Source organism: Leucobacter sp. G161, assembly GCF_001482305.1.
In the GTDB taxonomy this organism is placed as follows: Bacteria; Actinomycetota; Actinomycetes; order Actinomycetales; family Microbacteriaceae; genus Leucobacter.
Window position 1 is genome coordinate 69333 of record NZ_LOHP01000047.1, and the last position, 19939, is coordinate 89271.

Genomic DNA, 19939 nt, shown 5'->3' on the forward strand with positions numbered 1-19939 from the left:
CGCCACCGAATGCGCGAAGCCGCCGGGAGCGTCATCAGTCACCGTCCGTGTGTAACCGGGTGCGCAGGAAGGCGTACTGCCCCGCGAAGAACCCCCGCGACACGGAAGCCTGCGGCACGAACCCGTCAAACGCATGCCACGCCCCCGGAACTTCTACGAGTTCGCAGGTCACGCCAGCCGCACGAAGTCGCCTCGCGTAGTCCCGGCTCTCGCCGAGGAAGAGGTCGTTGGTCCCGACGCCGATCCATGTCGGCGCCACCCCTGCAAGGGAGGTCGCGCGGGCCGGCACTGCCAGGTCCGCGTCCGCGCCACCGAGATACGCCGCCCACGCGAAGTCATTGCTGCGGTGCTCCCACAGTCGAAAGTTGTGCTCGTTCCGGGGCCGCTCGGTCCGGTCGTCGAGCATCGGATACAGCAGGAGCTGCGCGGCAAGATCCGGATCGCCCTCGTCACGCATCCGCAACGCGAGCGCCGCAGCGAGCCCGCCGCCCGCGCTCGCCCCACCGATCGCGACCCGTCCCGGGTCGATCCCGGGGAGCGCACGCAGCGCACGCACCCCCGCGAGACAGTCGTCGAGTGCCGCGGGGTAGGGATATTCAGGGGCCTTACGGTACGAGACCGCTGCCACCACCGCGCCCGTCGCCTCCGCCATCTCGGTGCAGCGCTCACGGTCCTGCTGCACGTCGCCGGCAACGTAGCCGCCGCCGTGAATCCAGAACACCGCCGGCTGCAACTCCGTGCGGGGTACGCTCGGCCAAAACAGGGTGAGGCTTGCCGTCGGCGAGACGCGCACCGGCGTCGGACCGCGCCGCGAGAAGCCACGCAGTGCCCGCGTGATGACACGCTGCGGGCGGAGGGTCCAACGGTTGGTCAGGTGGCGAGGCAACCACCGCGCTGCGGCGGCGAGCTCGGGGTGGATCGGAATCGCCGAAACCCGTTGAGGCGCGGCGGCGCTCTCCTGCGGGTCGAGATCGACCTCCGTCATGAGCGCCTCCAGCGACGGTCAGGCAACACCTTCGAGCACTCCCATTCTTCACTGGGGCGCCGGTGAGCGCAACGGCCCGCAGCTCCACCCCTAGTTCTGCACACCCGCAGCGATGCGCTCGCGCACCTCGTCGAGATAGATCCGCAGCGCCCGTTCCGCCCACTGTGGCGTGCACTCATCGCGCACCACAACGTGGAGCGTCAGCCCGTCTACAAAGGCGTGCAGCTGGTCCACAAGATCCTCCGACGACGAACCTAGCCAGGCCGCCACGTCGTGACACACTGTGCGAATATACGCGTTCGCACGCGCCCGTACGGGCTGGAGATCAACGTCCGCAACCGCTGCCATTTCGAGGGCAAGCCAGACGATCGCTTCCGTGTGTTTTTCGCCGTCCACTGGCATGAGTTCGAGCAGGGCGTTCTCGCCCCAGTGCGCATCCTCGGGGAGCGCGACAACGCGCTCCTGCAGACGTTCGAGCACCGCCGAAATCGCGCGCTCCCTAACACTGCTCTGCGTGGGGAACGAATAACGCAGCGAGCTGGGCGCCAGATCGGCCTCTTTCGCCACACTGCGCACGGTGAGCGCCGTCATCCCTTCGCGGGCAATCACCCGCCAGGAAGCCTCAACGACCGCTCGGTCTCGGGCCTCGTGATCGAGCTGTCTCGCCATGGCTTTATTCTCGCACAGCTGTGCTACTATCTCAATTCGCACAAGTGTGCGACTATTCAAGTGGGGTGTCCCACACCGGCCGAGAGGACAACGATGTCAACACCAGCAACACCACCAACAATCGAGACGAGGTCGATCGACTACGTCCCGCGAGCCGAACGCCGCGGCAAAGTCTGGCATCAAGGCCCGTTCTGGTTCACCGGCAACTTCGTCATCCTCACCATGCTCGTTGGCTTCACCGGCCCGAGCATGGGCCTCAGCGTCCCCTGGACCGTCCTCGCCATCGTTCTCGGCGCAGGATCGGGCACATTCTTTATGGCGTTCCACGCCAATCAGGGCCCGCGCATGGGCCTGCCGCAAATGATCCAGTCACGCGCCCAGTTCGGATCACGCGGCGCGATCATCCCCTTCATCGCAACCGTGTTTGTCTACGTCGGTTTCATGGTGTTCGACACCATCATCGGCACTCAAGGGATCCAGACCGTCGCTCCCGGCGGCGAATTCTTCTGGTATCCGGTACTCATCATCGTCTCAATCGTGATCGCGATCGTCGGGCATGACCTGCTCCACATCGTGCAGCGGTGGCTCACCTATGTTCTCATCGTGGTGTTCGGAATCGTCACCGTGCTCGCAATCTTCGTGCTCCCGACGGCCGCGGGAGCTCCGGGTCTCAGCGCGGGGTGGGACACCGCCGGATTCTTCGTGCAGCTCTCGCTCGCGGCAGGCTTCAACCTCAGCTACTCCGTCTACGTATCCGATTACTCCCGCTACCTGCCCGAGAATGCGCCCGCCGGCAAACTCATCGGCTGGACCTACGCCGGCGCAGCTGGCTCAGCGATCTGGCTCATGTCGCTCGGGGCAGTCCTCAGCAGCAAGATTCCCAACGTCGACGGTATCCCAGCGCTCCAGCAGACCGGCGATCTGCTGTTTCCAGGTTTTGGCACCGTTGTTGTGCTTGTCGGCTCAGTCGCGCTCATCACGATCATGGGAGTCAACGCCTACGGCGCCATGCTCACGGGCATCAGCGCTGTCGATGGCTTCAAGCGGATGCGTCCGACCGTCACCCTGCGCGTCGTGAGCCTCACGATTGTCGGTCTCCTCACCCTCATCGTCGCGCTGTCGATTCCCGACGACTACCTCGACAGCTTCAATTCCTTCGTCACCCTCATGCTGTACTTCCTCGTGCCTTGGACCGCAGTGAACCTTGTCGACTTCTATCTCGTTCGGCATGGCCGCTACGCGATCACCGAGATCTTCAACCCGAATGGTGTGTACGGCCGCTGGGCATGGCGCGGGCTCGTGTCGTACGCGGCAGGATTCATCGTCGCTATCCCATTCTTCTCGCTGCCCGTGTACACCGGCCCTGTCGCTCAGGCGCTCGGCGGGGCAGATCTCTCATTCGTTCCGGCGATCATCGTTTCCGGCGGCCTGTACTACGTCCTCACACGGAGCCAAGACCGCTCGGGCGAGGAAGCAGCGATCGTGCGCAGCGAACGCACACTCGAGGGCGGTCACTAGCCCCGTCACGTACCACACCGTCCCAGATCCACCCGCCCAACTGGCCTTCAACCAACCACCCCATGCAAGGAGACCCGGTGACGCTTCACACCGTTGCAATCATTCAGTACCCGCCTGCGGTCCTCGACCTCGCGGCCTCGCTCTCGCGTGCCGTCGATCACGTGACCGAGGCGGCCGACGCCGGTGCGAAGCTCATCGTGTTTCCCGAAACATGGTTGACGTGCTACCCGGCCTGGGCCTTTGGCATGGCCGGGTGGGATGACGCCACAGCTCGCCACTGGCACGCGCGCCTCCTTGCGGAGAGCCCCGTGCTTGGCGCCCCTACAGACGCCGAAGATGCGCTCGGTGCTCTCCGTGCTGTTGCAGCCAACCGACAGGTGACAGTGGTGATGGGCCTGAACGAGCGTGCCCCGCGAGGGGGCACGCTCTACAACAGCCTTGTGACGATCGGCCCGGACGGCTCAACGCTCAACGTCCACCGGAAGCTGGTCCCCACCCACTCCGAGCGAATCATTTGGGGAGCAGGTGACGCGGCAGGACTTCGTGCTGTCGATACCCCCGTCGGTCGGCTTGGCGGGCTCGTGTGCTGGGAGCATTGGATGCCGCTCGCCCGGCAGACGCTGCACGCAAGCGGCGAGCAAATCCACGTCGCGGCATGGCCAGAGACCAGCGAGATCCACCTCATCGCGGCGCGGAGCTACGCATTCGAAGGCCGATGCTTCGTGCTGTCAGCCGGACTATTCCTCGCCGTCGAAGACATCCCCGAAGCGCTTCGCGAAGCGTTCCGTATCGGCGTCGGCCCGAACGCGCCCGCCACCGGGCTGCTCTTCGACGGAGGCTCCTCAGTCATCGGCCCCGACGGGAACTGGGTCGTAGAGCCTGTCCGGGGTACGCCGGGCATCGTCCTCGCACGTATCGACCTGAGCGCCGTGGATCGCGCACACCACGATTTGGATGTCGTCGGTCACTCTGCGCGAAACGACGTGTTCGAGCTTCGGGTCGACGCCCGCCGGCGCGAGGGCGTGATTCTGCGCGAGGACTAGCGCTCTGCCCCGCCCGCGCGATCGGCTGGACTGCGGAACGCTATCCGAGCGCGCCGAGCCGGTAGCCGCGGCCGCGCACGGTCTCGATGAGATCCTTGTCGGTCTTCCGCCGGAGGTAGTGCACGTAGGTCTCGACGGTCGTCTCGCTCTCCCCCTGGGCGAACACGCGCGCGAGGAGTTCCTCACGGGAGAACGTGCGCCCCGGCTCTGCGGCGAGCGCCGCGAGCAGGGCGGTCTCGGTGCCGGTGAGGAGCACGCTGCCCGCGTAGGGCGATTGGATGCGTTGGTCTTCGGGCGAGAATTCCCAGCCGCCAATGTCGTAGCGCGGCCCACCGCCGTCGTAGCGCCGGGTGAGGGCGCGAAGCCTGGCATTGAGCTCCTCAAATTCGAAGGGCTTCACCAGGTAGTCGTTCGCGCCGGCGTCGAGGCCTTCGACTTTGTCGTGCAGTTCGCCGAGCGCGGTGAGGACGAGGATCGGTGTCTCGATCCGCCGGCTCCGCAGCTCGCGGATCCACGTCTCGCCGCTCACGCCCGGCAGCCCTCGGTCGACGATCATGACGTCCACGTGCCGCGCAGCGATCGCCTCGGCGGCTACCTCGGCGCTGGGCACGAGTTCGACCTCCCACTCGGCCGAGAGCACGTCGCGCATGATCGGGCCGAGACGCGGATCGTCTTCGACGATGAGGAGTCGCAGCATCAGCGCGCCTCCCCGGCGTCTGCGACGGGCAGCACGAGTTCAAACTCGGTGCCGTCGGGTGCGGAGCTGACGACGCGCACCTCCCCGCCGTGCGCAGCGCAGAGTTCGCGCACGAGGGCGAGACCGATCCCGCGGCTCGTGCGCGACGCGCCTCGCTGCGTCTGCGGTGGCGTGCCCTGCGCGAAGCGGTCGAAGATGCGCTCGGGGGTGATCCCTTGGATCCCGCTCCCCTGGTCGCGCACGGTCACCAGCGCTGCTCCGTCTCGGGTGGACCCAACGATCGAGACGGCGCTTCCCTCGGGTGAGTGGTCAATTGCGTTATCGACGAGCGCAACGAGGCAGCGCCGCAACACGCTCGCGGGGACCGCGACCGACACGGCCTCGCTCTCGTGGGTGACGGTCACCCCGAACTGTCGGGCAACACCACCGAGATCCTGCGCGACACCGGCCACCGTGTCCGCGAGCGCCGCGGTCCCCTCGCGAGGCGCGCCCCCGGAGGCCGACGTGAGCATCGCGTCGATCACCTCGGCCATGATCCGCGCGTCCTGTCGCAGCTCTGCGAGCACCCGCTGGCGCGAGTCTCCCGCAGGCGTGAGCGCCGCGAGTTGCTGGGCGCGGGCGTCAATCACCGCGAGCGGCGTGCGCAGTTCGTGGCTCACGTCCGCGACAAAGCGACGCTGTAGCCGGAACGCCTCATCGAGCGGGTACACCGCACGCCTGGCGATGAGCCTGGCCGCGAGGCCCGCGCAGATGACGGCGCCCGTGGCGAGCAGTGCCGTCGCGAGAATGAGCTCGCCGGGGTCGAGCCGCACTTCGATTTCACGTGGCTGCGGCTGCTTGTTTGCTTCGCCCGGGGTGGTCTGCCACAGTACGAACGCGAGGATCACCGCCCCGCCGATCACCACGAGCGCCGCGCAGACGGCCATGACCTGCCACCCGATCTTCGAAGCCGACCGGCGATAGGCCAGCTCGTCGGGCAACGGGTGGGAACGTCCGCGAGATTGTGCCATCTCAAGCCTCCTTGTTCCGAGCCCGTCCAACGACCCCGCGTACCAGTGTTGTCTCCACTGTCGCACGATTCCACCGCCCCGGCTACGCAACCGCGACACGACCTTCCGCGAGTTCCGCCGTTGCTGCCTCCCGAACGCACGCGAGTACAACACCCATCGCGATGAGCAGCGACAGCAGGGACGTGCCGCCCGCGGAAATGAACGGCAGCGGCACCCCGAGCACCGGGATAAACCCGAGCACGACCGCGATGTTCGCGATCATCTGGCCGGTAATCCAGACGGTCATGCCGCCGAGCACCGAGCGCGCGAACGGGGTCTGGCAGTACGCCATGAGTCCCATCAGCACGACAGCAAGCACGACGAATGCGAGAATCACGGTCATCGCACCGATGAACCCGAGCTCTTCCCCGAGGATCGCGAACACGAAATCGTTCTCCGCTTCGGGGAGCCAGTGCCACTTCGCCGTCGAGTTGCCGACACCCACCCCCAACAGGCCCCCGTTCGCGAGCGCCCAGAATCCGTTGAGCGTCTGCCAGCATCCGGCGTATGCGTGCTCCGCATCGGCAAGACAGTCAACCTCAAAGAAGTGCATGATGCGCACCACCCGGTTGGGCTTCATGAGCGTCATCGTGGCGATCCCGATCGCTGCAACGCCGGCGATGCCTGCGAGGATCCGCAACCGCACCTGCGAGAAGTAGAGGCACCCGAACACGAGCAGCGCAAGGATGACGAGCGTGCCGAGATCGCCGCCGAGGATGTTAATGAACATCGACGCCGCAACCACCGGAAGAATTGGCACGACAACGTGCATCCAGTTGTCGAGCAGCCGCCACTTGGTCGCGATCACCGACGACACCCAGACGAGCAGCACACACTTCATGAACTCGGCTGGCTGCATCGAAATCGGCCCGAGACGCAACCAGTTGCGGTTGCCTCCCGCTTCGTATCCGAGCGGCGAGTAAACGAGTACCTGCAGCACAAACCCGATGAGCAGCAGCAGCCAGGAGTAGCGCCGCAGCAGCGCCGTCGGCACCCGACTCACCCCAAACATCAGGCCGATCCCGAGCATCGCGTAGCCTCCCTGCCGCAGCACGCCCTCGAGCGGGTGCCGCCCAGCCGAAATCGCGACGACCTGGCTCGCGGACTGCACCATGAGCACGCCCACCGCGACGAGCAGCAGCACGACACTGAGCAGCACAATCGTGAGCCGCCGGAGCCGCCCGGGCTGCGTCGGGACTACCGGAGCCCGCTTCCCCGACTCCGCTCCGAGGAACACCGTCTGCTGTCGCACTGCGTCGTCACGCTCAATTCACGCAGGGGATGGATCCCGCCTGAATGGGTTCCTCCCAGGAGTCATAGCGTGCGGTGCCAGGCAGCTGCGCGCTCTCGTCGGTCTCGTCGACTGCCTCGGGTGCTGCGGCATCGGCGTCCGCTTCGTTCCACTCGCCCGCGGCCTCGTCGCCCGTTGCCTCGGCACCGGCACCGTCCTCCTCGGGGGCATCGAAGTAGCTGCCGTCGAGCACCGACGCGACGATGCCCTGGATCTCCTCGACATCGACGATGTTCACCTCCGCACCGTCAACCGTTTCGAAGTCGATGATGGGCAGGGTGATGAAGTGCGCGCCGGTCTGCGACACCTCGTGGGCGATCCGCATGAACCCGAGCACGTCAAAGTCGGCGTCGAGAGCGACGTGCTTCTGCGTCACGTCGACGAGGGACCACACCGTTTTCGGGTTCATCAGGGTGCTCTTCTGCCGAAGCTTGTCGGCAAGCGAACCCAGGAACGCCTGCTGGCGCCTCGACCGGTCGAGGTCGGTGAGGAACGGCCCGTCGAAGCCGGTGTCGCGCCGCTGCCGCACGAAGCTCATCGCCTGCTGAGCGTCAATCTCCTGCACGCCGGCATCAAAATCCGCACCCGAATAGGTGTCCTGAGTCGCCTGGTTCAGGCACACCGTGACCGGTGCGACGGCCTGAGTGACGTGATAAAACCCACCCATCGTCATCTCCACGAAGTGGTCGATGCGCACGTCGCCGAGAAAATGGGAGACGGTCTCGATCTGGGCCTGCCTGCCCGCAGCGCGAGCCTGCTGGTAGATCTCCTGGTCTGTCAGCTCGCCCTCGTTCTGCCACACAAGTTCATTGAGCTGTTCCTGCATCGCCAGGCCATACGCCTCTTTGATCTTCGAATACCCCACGCCGAGTGGTGCCCCTGGGATCTCGACGTAGTCGTCGCGCGGAATCGAGATGCCGACGGTCTTCGAGCGGTCCTCGGGAATGTGCAGCAGCATGAGCACATTCGCGTTGTACCCTCCGTCGTCCGCACCACCGGCATGGAGCGCCTCATACACCCCGTCTGGCAGTGGGTTTCCGTTCTGATCGACGCGGCTATCCATCCCCATAATCAAGATGTTCTGTTCCCCGGGGTCCGCGGCCACGATGTGCTCGACCTGCGGCAGCACAAAGTCCGAGCGGACGATACCGTCGTTCACCGTGTGGAACGCAAACGCCAGAGCGGCCGCGCTCAGGCCCAGCACCACCACAACCGTGCTCGCGATAACGAGCGTCAGGCGTTTGCGACGGCGCCGACTCATGCGAGGCCGGCCCGTCGGTGCCGGGTTCTCGGGGATCGGGGTGTTGCGCATAGCGGTCTTCCATTCGTTGCTGCGGTGACGGACACGATCGTTCTAGGTTCTCGCGGTCGCACCAAGGAAGCTCCAAGGAATCGGCGGGCGCGCGTCGCGCCTCACGACGCGATGTACAGTGAGGTCTGATGAATAGCGTTGAGATGCCCGAGGATCAGCCGAGAAAGTTCGGAGCGCTCCGCGACCGCCGCACCGGACCGTACATCGCGGGCGGCGCGCTGTCGATGATGGCGGACAACGTCGAGCACGTCCTCGCCTACTGGGTGCTCTGGCAGACCTTCCACTCCCCGTGGCTGGTGGGGTTTCAGATTGTGAGCCACTGGCTGCCGTACCTGCTGTTCTCGGTGGCTGCCGGCGCGCTTGCCGAACGCTTCGACCCGCGGCGCGTCATTCAGGTCGGGCAGGCACTCTTCATGGCGGTGTCCGCAACCTGGGGCATCCTGTTCCTCACCGGCTCCCTCGAACTCTGGCACGCCTGCGTGCTCCTCGTGCTGCACGGCATCGCGGGGTGCCTGTGGATGCCCGCAGAGCAGCTGCTCCTCTACAAGTTCGCCGGCCCCAAGGAGCTGCCGGGTGCGATCCGCATGAACGCCACCTTCCGCTCCCTCGCGTTCCTCGCCGGCCCCGTTGTCGGCTCCGCGCTGCTGCTCAGCATCGGCCCGGCCGCGGGAATGTTCGTGAACATCCTGTTCTATCTCCCGCTGACCGTGTTCTTGTGGTTCGTGAAGCTCGACCGCCATGACACCGAAAAGCAGCAGGACGGAACGGCGGCTCCGCGTGCATCCGAGAAGCGGATGACCTTCTTCTCAGCGTTCGGTGTGCTCCGCACGATCCGCAACGACCGCCAGCTCCTCGGCATGATCCTGCTCTCGGCGCTGAGCGCGGCAACCATCGGCGCGGTGATCCAGAATGCGATGCCGGAGTTCGCCGAGGGCCTCGGCGCAGGCTCAGCCGGGCTCGCATACGGCGTGCTGCTGTTTGCAAACGGCGCGGGCGGCGTGATCGGCGGGTTCTTGCTCGAAGCGACCGGCAGGGTGCCGACCACCGCCCGCACCGCGGTCATCGCGGCAACGATCCTCGGCATCACGACGATCGTGTTCGCGACGAGTTCCGTCTACCCGATCGCCGTGGTTGCACTACTCATCGGCGGCGTCGCCCGCATCACCGCCGACGCGACCGAGATGAGCATCGTGCAACTCCGGGCTCCCGACGACCAGCGCGGCAGGGTGATCGGCGCCTACACGATGTTCGGACCGGGCATGATGACGTTCAGCGGGCTCACCGTTGCCGTACTCGGCTCGCTCTTCGGCCTCCGTGGTTCCGTGCTGTTCGGGGGCATCGTGCTCACCGTCGGCGCCGTCGTGCTCGGCTTCTTCATTCTGCGCGGCGAGCGGAGATCGAAGGCGGCAGGCGAAGCGTAGGCCGCGCCCCTAGATCGACAGCCCGCCGTCGACGGTGAGCACGTCGCCCGTGATGTAGCCAGCCTCGTCAGACGCGAGGAACCCAATCGCGGGCGCAATCTCCGCCGGCTCCGCGAAACGTCCGAGCGGGATCTGGGCTTCGAGCTCGGCGTAGCGTTCAGCGGGAATCGACGCGACCATGCGGGTCGCCGCGTTCGGCGAGATCGCATTCACGGTGATCCCAAAACGCGCGAGCTCGCGCGCCGCGGTCTTCGTGAACCCGATGATGCCCGCCTTCGCGGTCGAATAGTTCGTCTGTCCGGGGTTACCGTGCAACCCGGCGTAGGAGGTGACGTTGATGATCCGCCCGCTGCCCTGCGCGCGCATGTGTGGGACGACCGCGCGCGAGAACCGGAACGTGCCGCCGGTGTGGGTCGCGAGCACGGCCTCCCAATCCTCGTCCTCCGCCTTCCACAGCATCCGGTCACGGAGGATCCCGGCGTTGTTCACGAGCACATCGACGCGACCCGTCGCCTCAACGACCTCCGCAATGGCAGCGTTCACCTGCTCACTGTTCGTCACGTCGGCCTGGATTGTGCGCGCGCCGGTATCGGCGGCTGCCGCGGCCAGCGCTTCAGGGTCGAAGTCGACGATGAACGTGTCGGCTCCCCAACCGGTGAAGGCGCGCGCGACCTCGAGGCCGATGCCGCGGGCGGCGCCCGTGATGACGACGGTGCGGCCGGTGTAGTTAAACGTGAGTGTTGACATGTGGTGACTCCTGGTGCTGCGCCGAACGGGTGGTTCGGCAAGGTGGCTGCGGTCGGGTTAGATGAGGGTGTCGTCGAGGTCGACGAGCTGGCGATCCTGCGATGCGAGTAGCTCGAAGTCGGCGTCGACGCGCGGCAGCACGTGCGTAATGAAGAATCGCACGGTCGCCCGCTTCTCGGCAGCGAACGCTGCCGAAGTGATCCCGAGAGCCGTAAGCTGGTCGAGGAACAGCCACGCGACGACGATGTCGCCGGCGGCTTCGAGGTAGTGTGCGGCGTTCGCGAGCGCGGTCGGGGCGTCCCCGTCGGCCCAGAGCTGCTGGGTGACGCGCTCGAGCCTGTCGATCCGATCGGCCACCAGCCCCGTGAGTTCCGGCTCGATCGGGGCCGTCTCTGCGCAGGTTGCACGCATCCGGCCGAGGAGATCCGCGAAGCCCGCGCCGTCCTCGAGCAGCACCTTTCTGCCGAGCAGGTCAAGCGCCTGAATGCCATGGGTGCCCTCGTGGATCGGGTTGAGCCTGTTGTCGCGGTAGAACTGCTCAAGCGGGAAGTCGCGCACGTAGCCGCTGCCACCCAGCACCTGGATCGCGAGATCGTTCGCGGCGAGGCCCCACTGCGACGACCAGCTCTTCGCAATCGGCGTGAGCACCTCAAGCAGGAGCTTCAGTGCGGCGCTCTTCGCCTGGTCCGTCTCGGCCTCGCTCTCGTCGAGGAGCTTGCCCGCGTAGAGGATGAGCGCTGTGCCACCCTGCGCATATGCCTTCGCAAGCATGAGCATGCGTCGCACGTCGGGGTGCCGGATGATCGGCACCGGCGGGTTGGAGGGATCCTTCGACCCGAGCTCCCGGCCCTGCACTCTGCCGCGCGCGTAGTCGCGTGCGTGGAGGAAGCCGGTCATGCCCAGAGCAACCGCAGACGCGCCAACACCGATCCGCGCCTCGTTCATCATGAGGAACATGTAGTGCAGCCCGCGCCCGGCCTCGCCAATGAGATACCCGACCGCGCCAGCTTCCTCGCCGACCGGGAAGTGCCCTGAACCGTACGAGAGCGCGGTGTTCACCGTTCCGCGGTAGCCCATCTTGTGGTTGATGCCGACCAGAGCAACGTCGTTGCGCTCGGTGACCGCTCCAGGATCGCCGAGCCACTTCGGCACGATAAAGAGCGACAGGCCCTTCACGCCCGGCCCGCCAGTCCGAGCGAGTACGAGGTGCACGATGTTCTCGGAGAGTTCATGGTCACCTCCCGAGATCCACATCTTGTCACCGCGGATCCGGTAGGTGCCGTCCGCCGACTCGGTCGCGCTCGTCGTGAGATCACCGAGCGAGGATCCGACGCCGGGCTCGGAGAGGTTCATCGTGCCAAACCAGCTCCCGTCGAGCATGGGCGGAAGGAACTTCGCCGCGAGCTCCGCAGAGGCGTGCTGCCGGATGAGATTCGCCGCCGCGGTCGTGAGCAGCGGGTAGGAGACCGTGCCGACGTTTGCAGCCTGGAACCACATGAATGCGGCGCGGTAAACGACGCTCGGCACCTGGAAACCACCGTGATCCGCATCCATCGTCGCGCCAAGAAACCCGGCCTCCGCAAACGCGTCGAGCGCGACAGAGACCTCGGGGATGAGCTCGACCTTGCCGTCGACGAGCTTGGGTTCGTTGAGGTCACCCTTTCGGCTATGCGGCTCGAAGTACTCTTCGGCGAGCTCGCGTGCGAGATCCGTGAGGCCCTCGAACGTGTCGCGGTTGTGATCCGCGAAGCGCTCGTAGCGGCTCAGCGATTCGACGTCGAGCCAGTCATACAGGCAAAAATCTTGCTCGGCCGCGTCCAAAATGAGAGATCTCTTGTGCTCCACACTCAGCTCCTGTCGTGTAACCCCTGTGTCACCACACTCACCCTACACAAAAGTAAACATGACGTCACTTTTATGTTTCCCGCTGCGCCGCGGCCACGCTTCGAGGACGCTTGGCTACGCTGGCTCGTGTGCCCGCGGGGACGGGCGCGGGGATCTATCGACGAAATGAGTCAGCAGTGACGCAGCCACTCCGTGAGGGCCGACCGGGTACCGAACCGGGATCATCGACGCCCTCGCCGCCTTCGCCACTGCCAGCAACCGCCAAGGGGCGCGACACTCGGGCCCGGATCATGGCCTCCGCCGAATCCCTGTTCGCAGAACGCGGGTACGCGAACGTACGCGTCGCCGACATCACTGCGGCAGCGGGCCTCACCACCGGGGCCTTCTACCGCTACTTCACTGACAAGCACGAACTCACTCTCGAACTACTCCGCGACCTCACTGTCGAGATCTTCGAGTTCATCCGGGTACCGCTCGACGCCGACAACCTCGTCGACTCGGTGACAGAATCCACGCAGAAATACTTCGAGTTCTACGAGCGCCACCGAGCACTCTTCGGGGTGCTCGTCGAACTCTCACAGTCCGACACCGAGGTTGCCGAGATTTGGACAACCTCGCGGCGGGCCTTCTACTCCCGCATCACCGGGTCGCTCTCACGCGCAACGATCGCAGAACACATCCGCGCGGACGTCAACCTCAGCCTCGCCGCCGAGATGCTCGGCAGCATGACCGAGTTCTACGCGTTTCAGCGCTTCGTACTCCGCGACACCGCGATCGCCTCGCAGCCACTCGAAGAGGCGAGTCGAACGCTCGCAACCATCTGGCTGTCGGGAATCTCGGCCGGTGGGTCGATGTCAGCAGTTGTTGTTCCTCGGTAGCAGCAGGCGGGTGTAAATGCTTCGGTTCTAGGGTCGTGGCCAACGAATTTCGAAGCCGGTCCGATCCGACAAAACTTGCTGAGATACGGTGGATTGCTCAGCGATCGGTGGCCGCAAGAGCACCGCTTCGACGAGCGGCACGGCACCGACGTCGCGATGCAGCCACAGCCATCTCAGGTAGCCGGGGTCGGCTCATCGCCAACGTCCTGCTCGTCTCCGATGGCATCCATTGATTGCAGCACAGCTTCTGGCAGTCGTGTTGTTCGTGCGAGACTTCGGGTGAATGCCTCCCACTCTTTGAGGGATCGCTGAAGCTGGGGAGAAAGGGCCACGTCAGTTCCCACGGGCTTCCAGTTCCGAGGCACCTGACGAGCCATCTCGATCGCGGACCTCATTGCCGGAGATACGCCAAGATCCCCTAGGTTCGCCATGACGATCTCCGGAACTCTAGCCGCTGAGAGAAGCCTTCTCCGAGACTCCTCAGAGCCCTGAGACGCAGTCAGAACGCGCAACATTTCCGTGGCGGCTCCTGCATGAGCAAATGCTTCGCTCAGACGTTCCATCGTGGCCCGGTTCTGGAGGAGCATGCTCGATATGGCTTGGCTAGATATGTCTTCCCACACGTGGTTTCCCGTTGCGCGTCGAGCGACCCTCCGCCCAAGATCCTCAAGCTCATCAATAATCGCGCTCGCGCACCAGATTTGGTCCCGTTTCCGGTTCGTGAGCGGGCGCAAGATTGCTGCTGCAACAAGGCTCTCTATGGCACTGTAGACGGCTGAAGTTGACCCCCCGACAGCCTCTTCAATGTGCTCGGCCGTGAAAAACGGCTGGTTGGGAAGCTCTTCGATAATCCTCCGAGCAGCGCTCCCTGTTCGTGGCGTTCGTCCCGTATGTGCCAAGTATTCAGCGGTCCATTCGTCGGGCAGCTCGGCTAATCTCCGCGCAGACCTTTCAGACTCCCGTGCGGCAGTTCGGGCGGCAACGACGAAGGCACGAATAATGGGGCCAGCGTCGCCCTCCCTGTACGCCGAGAGCACGTTGAAGTACGTCTCTCGTTTCGCAACAAGGACAGACGCGAGTGGCACCACCACGCGAGAGGTAATCCCCCGTCTTCTCAGAATCGTGTTTACTAGCGCTCTGCTAATGCGCCCGTTCCCATCCGTAAATGGATGGATTGATTCGAATTGCGCGTGAGCCACCGCCGCTTGGACGAGAACGGGGACATCGTCTCGGTTCGCAAACTCAAACAGATCTGCCAGGTAACCCTCAACTGTCTTAGGGGGAGGCGGCACATACGTCGCGTCGCGCGGCGAGTAGTCGGAGCCCTCGATCCAGTTCTGCATATCGCGCAATCGTCCCGCGTATATTGCCTCCGCAGGATCATCAGCCATGAGGGTTCGGTGGGCAATCAGTACGTTCTCGAGTGTGAGCAAGCCCCCTGCCCCGGCCGATGAGATGAGCGATTCGAGGGCCTTTGCAGAGGCAACCATCGAGTTCGCCGATTCGTTGGCTCGATACCCGTGAGCAGCACGCGCATAGTCTTCTAACGATGCTTCAACGTTCTCGATTTTCGAGGAAGCGACAGACTCCGCTCGCAACAGCAGCAGCGACAGCGCGGTGAGGCTCTCCCCGTGCGACGAGTCGAGCCGCGCAATAGCCGCAATTGCGTCGTCCGCCTGCGCGGAGAGCACGGACGGCACCCGCGGTTCATAGTCGCTGATTTTCGGCGGGAGACTGACGGTCACTTCTCGCTTCATGCGATCCTCGCGTGAGCCACCCTTCTGCGATTGCTGCCACGGAACGACTCGTTCTCCGTGCGGATCAACGTCAACCCGATACGGGGCGCTCTCATCGCCCGCTGCCACGCGAGACTCATCGACGTTCATCGGGCCGCTCCTAACTGGAATACCTCTCGTCCTATTCCAGCTTAAGCGGATAAGTCGGAATAGCGGCACCGTTATTCCGGCTTACGGACGCTACGGGCTCGGCTCCGCCCGAGGAGCGGCAGTCCGTCCTGCATCAGCAGCGCTCCAACGCAACCCAACCTTGCGGTGCGATCTCACCCGGCTGGTTCGTCGTCGATTTCGCGCGCGAAGAGATCGAGGGCCCGAAGGATCCCCTGCGCCACGATTCCGCGCAGCAGCGGTGGCACAACGATCCCGCCGTCACGCTCCTCCGCGAAGCCGTATTCCAGGAGGAGTCGTATACGGCGAGTGGCACCTTGGCGTACCTGGGCAGGCTGCGGCCTGCCGCCGTTGAAGGCGATGTGGGCTCCGAACGCCCCGGCTTCGACCGGGGCGTTCGGGCGTTCCCGGTACCCGCTGGGCTGCAGCAGTTCTGGCGCCCGCTGCAGCACCTCCTCCAGCACGTGCATCGTGCCGTCGGAGGCCCAGCCGTCCTCGGCATGCAGCCCATCGGTGAGCATCTCGGCAACGAGAGCGGCGCACAGGCGCGTGACGGTCTCATCGCCTAGCCACTCGCCACGTTCCTGGGACATCGCCGGGCCCGGCCGCACCCGAGTCGCCGTCACCTCGATGACCCCGGCAACTTGCAGCGCGATCCACCAGTGTCCGAGGGCGGGCACGCCCCACATACTGCGGGCATAGATGCGCGGCGGCGGCTGGGCGCCGGGAACTGGATCGTGAGCTGCGAGCCCTGCGGCCTCCCCGCCGCGGGGTCCTGACGACACTCGCACCACTCCCTTCGCCTCGATCCCAAGCATGGCTGCCACCTCCGCGATATCGCCCTGCCGGACAGCACGCGCGGCTGTCGTGTGTCTGGAGGGGCCGATCCACCGCAACAGTGCGCGCACAGCGACCACCGGCCGCAGCCCCACGAGGGCGTTCCGCAGGTCCTCGACGGGGATCGCCTGCGCTTCGTCGATTGCGTCGAACACCTGGGACAGTTCGGAAGAATCGACCCCCAAGCCGTCGGGGAACAACGCGTGTGCAGCCGCCCAATCGGCGGAATGTGGATCCACCTCACGAAGTCGATAGTGCACGTAGCTGTGCAGCGCGTAGTGGCAACTCGCCGAGTCAATCTCGTTAGGCATTGCGGCAATAACGGCGAGGAGCGCCGCGTAGTCCGTCGGCACCTGCAGCCGCAGCCCCTCGGCCTCGGGCGAGGCGGCGAGGGCTGCCAGTCGCTCCGCGAGTTCGGCCGCGTGTGGATCCCCGAGCCGCACGAGCGACAGCTCAAAGTCCAGGAGCTCGTCGCTGCCAGTGCCCGTCGGTGGAACCAGCCCGTCCGCTGCAGGGCCAGGAGGCGCTGTCCCCGACAAACGGGCAAACGCCAAGGCGTGGTCAACATGTTCGAGCCTTGCGAGCGTGAGAATCAAACTCGCAGCGAGCAGCATGACACCGTCACGCAGCAGCTCGATCCCGTATCTGTCGAGCATCGGGCGCAGCAACGCGAACGCCCGCCCAGAAGCCGCCATTGGCTGGAGCTCAGCCGCGACCTCACGCGCCTCGCTCGCGAAGGGCACGAGCGGCAACCCAGATAGCGCTCGGGCGTAGTGGCCAGCTTCGAGCCAGGCGTCGACGAGCCCCAGGCACTCGCCGATCACATGAGCATCGGATGGGCGATCAGCGATCGGCTCGCCGACAATCGAGTCGAGGACACGTTGCGCCTGGAGGCCGTACTCGCGATCGGGAATCGCAAGCTGTTCGGTGAACTCCAGGAGCGCCGCGAATACCCGCTCGCGGTCCCTCCCGACAGGGGTGAAGCGGGCGAGGCGGCGGACATCTGGGCCTTCGAAAGCGGCATCTAGAGCATTCATAATCTGGAAGTATTTGCGGCCTTCCTGAATACCCGACCATCACATTTGCGACAAGTGTGTGATACGCGTCGATGCGGCGCACCGCTCCACACCGGGTGACCGAGGAACCCCGCGCTCTGTGGGGAACGCTCGACGCGGCGCACCGCCCGCTCGCGCGTGCAATCTGTCGCCGCGAGAGCGCCAGGGGATCACTCTCTCGTGTATTCGCATGTCCCGGAGCCTCGGGAAGGGGCCGCTGCCGAGCGGGAACCAACGCCCCGCGACTCGGCTATCTGCGTTCAGGCAGCTACCGAGATTTCCGCAGCTCCGCGGTCTGTGTGAGGAGCTTGATCGACTCACTCAGGGAGTACCCGAGTTCATCCACAAGTACGGCGAGGTACGCCTCCGCGGCCTCGTCGGCCAGCACGTCACGCGGGGGTGGCGGCCCCACGACAAAGGTCCCTCGTCTGCCCCGGGTCGCGAGCACACCTTTCATCTCGAGGTGGCTGTACGCGCGAGCGACCGTTCCGGGCGCCGCGCCGAGATCGGCGGCGAGCAGGCGCACGGTGGGCAGGCGGTCGCCAGGAGCCAGCTCCCCGGTTTCGATCTCGCGGAGGATCCCCACAATCAGTTGTTCGTACACCGGCATCGGACTTGCCGAGTTCACCTCAAGCATCTTGGTGCTCCCGGCGCCCCGCCCACAGTCGCTGCGTCACCTCGCGGGTGCCGCCTACCCGAAAGGCGTTGCCGAACATGGTGATGCAGACGATGACGAACACGACCACTGCGAGAAACGCGAACAGGCTGGCCCCGGTGTCGTCGTAGCCTCCGCCGCCCGCGAAGAAGAACGCCGAGAGGGGATACAGCGAGATATACAGCGCGGCCGCAGCGCTCGTTCCCGCCAGCCCCAAGAGCGCTCGAACCGCTTCGGCCCTGGAGAGGTCAGCAGAGAAAATTCCGAAGCCACTCACGGCGCGAACGCTGCGCCGCGCGAGAGTCACGGACAGCGCAATCGCGACGAGATAGATGAGCACGCCGACGGCCACCGCAGTGAAGCTCAACACAGCAAGGGTTCTGGGCACTGCGCCGCGCAGTAGGGCAATCACTACGACCACGTTCGCGACGAGCGTGAGTGTCAAGAACACGGCCGGGGCGACGAGAGCAGAGCGAGATGCATACTCGGCGACGCCGGGACGCCTCATCCTCACCACCGCCACCTGCGCGGGCCGGGCAGTGAGCGCCGCCGAGCGAACGCCCGCGTGGAGCGAGACCACGACAGCCATCACAATTTGAGCGACCACCAGTGCCAGCAGGAGGTGCGTTGCCGAGACGTTCATGACCACCATCTCGGGAGGGATGCCGCCGCGGGAGGCGATCCAGATCTCGATGACGGCAACGGCGATGACCACCGCTACAACCACCAGGCGATCGCGAACGACCAAAGACCGCAACAACTCGGAGCGTTCTTCGCCGGTTGCCGACGGCCCGTCTGCGGTAAGCCTCGTCAACGCAGTCTGAGTCCTCGCGGAGCCGCTCCCCCAGAGAAACGGCCGGGAAGCCAGGAGGGTCAGCACCAGCACGGGCAGGTAGAGCATCTCCATTGGCAGAACTCCCTCGGTAGCTTCGTTTGCAGCCCTTGGTCGTCAAGAACTCGTTTGTTCATTCTGCATTGATACAAACAGAACTGTCAAGCTGTCGCTCACCTCAGGCCGACACGATCTCACCATTTGCGGGCAGTGCCCCGTCAAATACGATGGGCACCGCGGCGGCACGCAATGCGTCAGGGCCATCCATCGCTTGCAGATGCAGGTGCGGCTCGGTGCTATTGCCCGAGTTTCCGCAGGCAGCGAGCACCTCTCCGGATCGGACGGCCTGTCCCGGGCGGGCACGGACACTGTGCTGCCGAAGATGGCACAGGGCTACGATGACGCCACCCACATCCATGAGAATGTAATTCCCAGCGAGCGCCGGCCAACCGCCAGCTGCGCGGCGACCCTGGGCAAGCGCATAGCCGACGGAGGGGAGACCTCGGTAGGCGGAGTGGTCGGGTTCGTCATCGCGCATGGCAACGATAGTCCCCTCTCGCGGGGAAAGGATCTCCCGCCCAAAACCGGGGAAGCTCTCCGGCGGCTCAGGCCGCACGAGCGAACGTAGGGTGATCGGCGCCGAGCGGCCCGTCTCTGAGAGGGGCACGAAGTCAATGGCGTGCGAGGTCGCGAACGAGCTCGTACCGTGACTCGGCACCCGGTTGGCCGGGCTGTTCTGCACGAGCCAGGTCCCGGAGAACGGGTACGCGAGGCTTAAGACATTGCGCACGACAACACCTCCTGCATCGCAGTCTGGTCGCTCATGATGCCTCCCCGTGCGCCCGAGAGACCTGACCGCCTGCCCACCGAGCAAGCGGTTCACTGAGTCCCGAGTTCCACCGTGTCACGGTTCGGGCGAAAGCTCTACAGCCGCTCGCCTTGCGCAACACCTGCAACGAGTACGCCATGGCGGAGGCCCAACCCGTAAAGATTCCTGACAAATTCGCCTTGACGACGCACACACACCCCACGCCACTACGAATAGTGAAAACGTGCCTGAAGCGCCACTCTGCTTGGCCGATCTACGGCTCTTCACAATTGAGGTGAAGACATGAGCGCCCAATAAGAGCCAGTGACGAGCCCAGTCGCCCGGAATGCCGCCGCGCTTGCATCCTGCAACCCCCGTTTTATCCTTTCCGAC

17 protein-coding genes are annotated in these 19939 nt (G+C 65.2%); 4 read left to right on the top strand and 13 right to left on the bottom strand.

The genetic code is table 11. The features are described from left to right. Nucleotides 1-34 precede the first annotated feature (34 nt). Nucleotides 35-985 (bottom strand): alpha/beta hydrolase, encoded by a 951-nt coding sequence (locus tag AUL38_RS04885; RefSeq protein ID WP_083506601.1) that lies wholly within the window; start codon nt 983-985, stop codon nt 35-37. Between the two features lie 90 nt (nt 986-1075). Then, nucleotides 1076-1654, bottom strand: a complete 579-nt coding sequence (locus tag AUL38_RS04890; RefSeq protein WP_059059630.1) for a TetR/AcrR family transcriptional regulator — start codon at nt 1652-1654, stop codon at nt 1076-1078. Nucleotides 1655-1747: 93 nt separating this feature from the next. Here AUL38_RS04890 and AUL38_RS04895 point away from each other — a divergent pair, with 93 nt between their 5' ends. Both AUL38_RS04895 and AUL38_RS04900 read left to right on the top strand, forming a co-directional pair. Then, the gene (locus AUL38_RS04895; RefSeq protein ID WP_059059633.1) at nt 1748-3172 is read left to right on the top strand and encodes a cytosine permease; all 1425 of its coding nucleotides are present in this window, start codon (nt 1748-1750) and stop codon (nt 3170-3172) included. A gap of 77 nt (nt 3173-3249) precedes the next feature. Next, the gene (locus AUL38_RS04900) at nt 3250-4215 is read left to right on the top strand and encodes a carbon-nitrogen hydrolase family protein (protein WP_201023682.1); all 966 of its coding nucleotides are present in this window, start codon (nt 3250-3252) and stop codon (nt 4213-4215) included. A gap of 40 nt (nt 4216-4255) precedes the next feature. On the opposite strand, the gene AUL38_RS04905 is transcribed toward AUL38_RS04900, so the two are convergent. The 4 genes from AUL38_RS04905 to AUL38_RS04920 all read right to left on the bottom strand — a co-directional run bounded on the left by AUL38_RS04905 (nt 4256) and on the right by AUL38_RS04920 (nt 8564). Continuing rightward, nucleotides 4256-4912: a response regulator transcription factor gene (locus AUL38_RS04905; RefSeq protein ID WP_059059637.1), complete on the bottom strand. Its 657-nt coding sequence runs from the start codon at nt 4910-4912 to the stop codon at nt 4256-4258. Beyond that, nucleotides 4912-5922: a sensor histidine kinase KdpD gene (locus AUL38_RS04910; RefSeq protein ID WP_059059639.1), complete on the bottom strand. Its 1011-nt coding sequence runs from the start codon at nt 5920-5922 to the stop codon at nt 4912-4914. Before AUL38_RS04910 ends, AUL38_RS04905 begins: the two co-directional genes overlap by 1 nt. 82 nt (nt 5923-6004) lie before the next feature. Then, complete coding sequence (locus tag AUL38_RS04915; RefSeq protein ID WP_059059640.1) at nt 6005-7213, bottom strand: FtsW/RodA/SpoVE family cell cycle protein; 1209 nt, start codon at nt 7211-7213, stop codon at nt 6005-6007. 13 nt (nt 7214-7226) lie between these two features. Beyond that, nucleotides 7227-8564, bottom strand: coding sequence for an LCP family protein (locus AUL38_RS04920; RefSeq protein ID WP_059059643.1), 1338 nt, complete (start codon nt 8562-8564; stop codon nt 7227-7229). 128 nt (nt 8565-8692) lie between these two features. On the opposite strand from AUL38_RS04920, the gene AUL38_RS04925 reads away from it, so the two are divergent. Next, nucleotides 8693-9985: an MFS transporter gene (locus AUL38_RS04925; RefSeq protein ID WP_059059644.1), complete on the top strand. Its 1293-nt coding sequence runs from the start codon at nt 8693-8695 to the stop codon at nt 9983-9985. Nucleotides 9986-9994: 9 nt separating this feature from the next. Here AUL38_RS04925 and fabG read toward each other — a convergent pair whose 3' ends face one another. Both fabG and AUL38_RS04935 read right to left on the bottom strand, forming a co-directional pair. Continuing rightward, nucleotides 9995-10732 (bottom strand): 3-oxoacyl-ACP reductase FabG, encoded by a 738-nt coding sequence (fabG, locus tag AUL38_RS04930; protein WP_059059646.1) that lies wholly within the window; start codon nt 10730-10732, stop codon nt 9995-9997. A 57-nt stretch (nt 10733-10789) separates the two neighbouring features. Then, nucleotides 10790-12577: an acyl-CoA dehydrogenase gene (locus AUL38_RS04935; RefSeq protein ID WP_059059648.1), complete on the bottom strand. Its 1788-nt coding sequence runs from the start codon at nt 12575-12577 to the stop codon at nt 10790-10792. Between the two features lie 176 nt (nt 12578-12753). On the opposite strand from AUL38_RS04935, the gene AUL38_RS04940 reads away from it, so the two are divergent. Next, on the top strand, nt 12754-13455 hold the full coding sequence (locus AUL38_RS04940; RefSeq protein WP_201023683.1) for a TetR/AcrR family transcriptional regulator: 702 nt from the start codon (nt 12754-12756) through the stop codon (nt 13453-13455). 173 nt (nt 13456-13628) lie between these two features. Here the strand turns inward: AUL38_RS04940 and AUL38_RS04945 are convergent, their stop codons facing one another. The 5 genes from AUL38_RS04945 to AUL38_RS04970 form a co-directional block, all read right to left on the bottom strand. Next, nucleotides 13629-15341: a Fic family protein gene (locus tag AUL38_RS04945; RefSeq protein WP_153006471.1), complete on the bottom strand. Its 1713-nt coding sequence runs from the start codon at nt 15339-15341 to the stop codon at nt 13629-13631. Between the two features lie 173 nt (nt 15342-15514). After that, the gene (locus tag AUL38_RS04950; RefSeq protein ID WP_153006472.1) at nt 15515-17233 is read right to left on the bottom strand and encodes a hypothetical protein; all 1719 of its coding nucleotides are present in this window, start codon (nt 17231-17233) and stop codon (nt 15515-15517) included. A 286-nt stretch (nt 17234-17519) separates the two neighbouring features. Beyond that, nucleotides 17520-17888, bottom strand: a complete 369-nt coding sequence (locus AUL38_RS04960) for a GntR family transcriptional regulator (protein WP_059059654.1) — start codon at nt 17886-17888, stop codon at nt 17520-17522. Continuing rightward, nucleotides 17881-18813: a hypothetical protein gene (locus AUL38_RS04965; RefSeq protein ID WP_059059657.1), complete on the bottom strand. Its 933-nt coding sequence runs from the start codon at nt 18811-18813 to the stop codon at nt 17881-17883. The genes AUL38_RS04960 and AUL38_RS04965 overlap by 8 nt, the downstream gene beginning before the upstream one ends. A gap of 103 nt (nt 18814-18916) precedes the next feature. Next, nucleotides 18917-19528: a M23 family metallopeptidase gene (locus tag AUL38_RS04970; RefSeq protein WP_059059659.1), complete on the bottom strand. Its 612-nt coding sequence runs from the start codon at nt 19526-19528 to the stop codon at nt 18917-18919. Between the last annotated feature and the right edge of the window lie 411 nt (nt 19529-19939).

Bases quoted from the DNA above. Each gene is read 5' to 3' on its own strand.
- AUL38_RS04885 (WP_083506601.1), bottom strand. From the start codon at position 985: ATGACGGAGGTCGATCTCGACCCGCAGGAGAGCGCCGCCGCGCCTCAA.
- AUL38_RS04890 (WP_059059630.1), bottom strand. From the start codon at position 1,654: ATGGCGAGACAGCTCGATCACGAGGCCCGAGACCGAGCGGTCGTTGAG.
- AUL38_RS04895 (WP_059059633.1), top strand. From the start codon at position 1,748: ATGTCAACACCAGCAACACCACCAACAATCGAGACGAGGTCGATCGAC.
- AUL38_RS04905 (WP_059059637.1), bottom strand. From the start codon at position 4,912: ATGCTGCGACTCCTCATCGTCGAAGACGATCCGCGTCTCGGCCCGATC.
- AUL38_RS04910 (WP_059059639.1), bottom strand. From the start codon at position 5,922: ATGGCACAATCTCGCGGACGTTCCCACCCGTTGCCCGACGAGCTGGCC.
- AUL38_RS04920 (WP_059059643.1), bottom strand. From the start codon at position 8,564: ATGCGCAACACCCCGATCCCCGAGAACCCGGCACCGACGGGCCGGCCT.
- AUL38_RS04925 (WP_059059644.1), top strand. From the start codon at position 8,693: ATGAATAGCGTTGAGATGCCCGAGGATCAGCCGAGAAAGTTCGGAGCG.
- fabG (WP_059059646.1), bottom strand. From the start codon at position 10,732: ATGTCAACACTCACGTTTAACTACACCGGCCGCACCGTCGTCATCACG.
- AUL38_RS04945 (WP_153006471.1), bottom strand. From the start codon at position 15,341: ATGAACGTCGATGAGTCTCGCGTGGCAGCGGGCGATGAGAGCGCCCCG.
- AUL38_RS04950 (WP_153006472.1), bottom strand. From the start codon at position 17,233: ATGAATGCTCTAGATGCCGCTTTCGAAGGCCCAGATGTCCGCCGCCTC.
- AUL38_RS04960 (WP_059059654.1), bottom strand. From the start codon at position 17,888: ATGCTTGAGGTGAACTCGGCAAGTCCGATGCCGGTGTACGAACAACTG.
- AUL38_RS04965 (WP_059059657.1), bottom strand. From the start codon at position 18,813: ATGGAGATGCTCTACCTGCCCGTGCTGGTGCTGACCCTCCTGGCTTCC.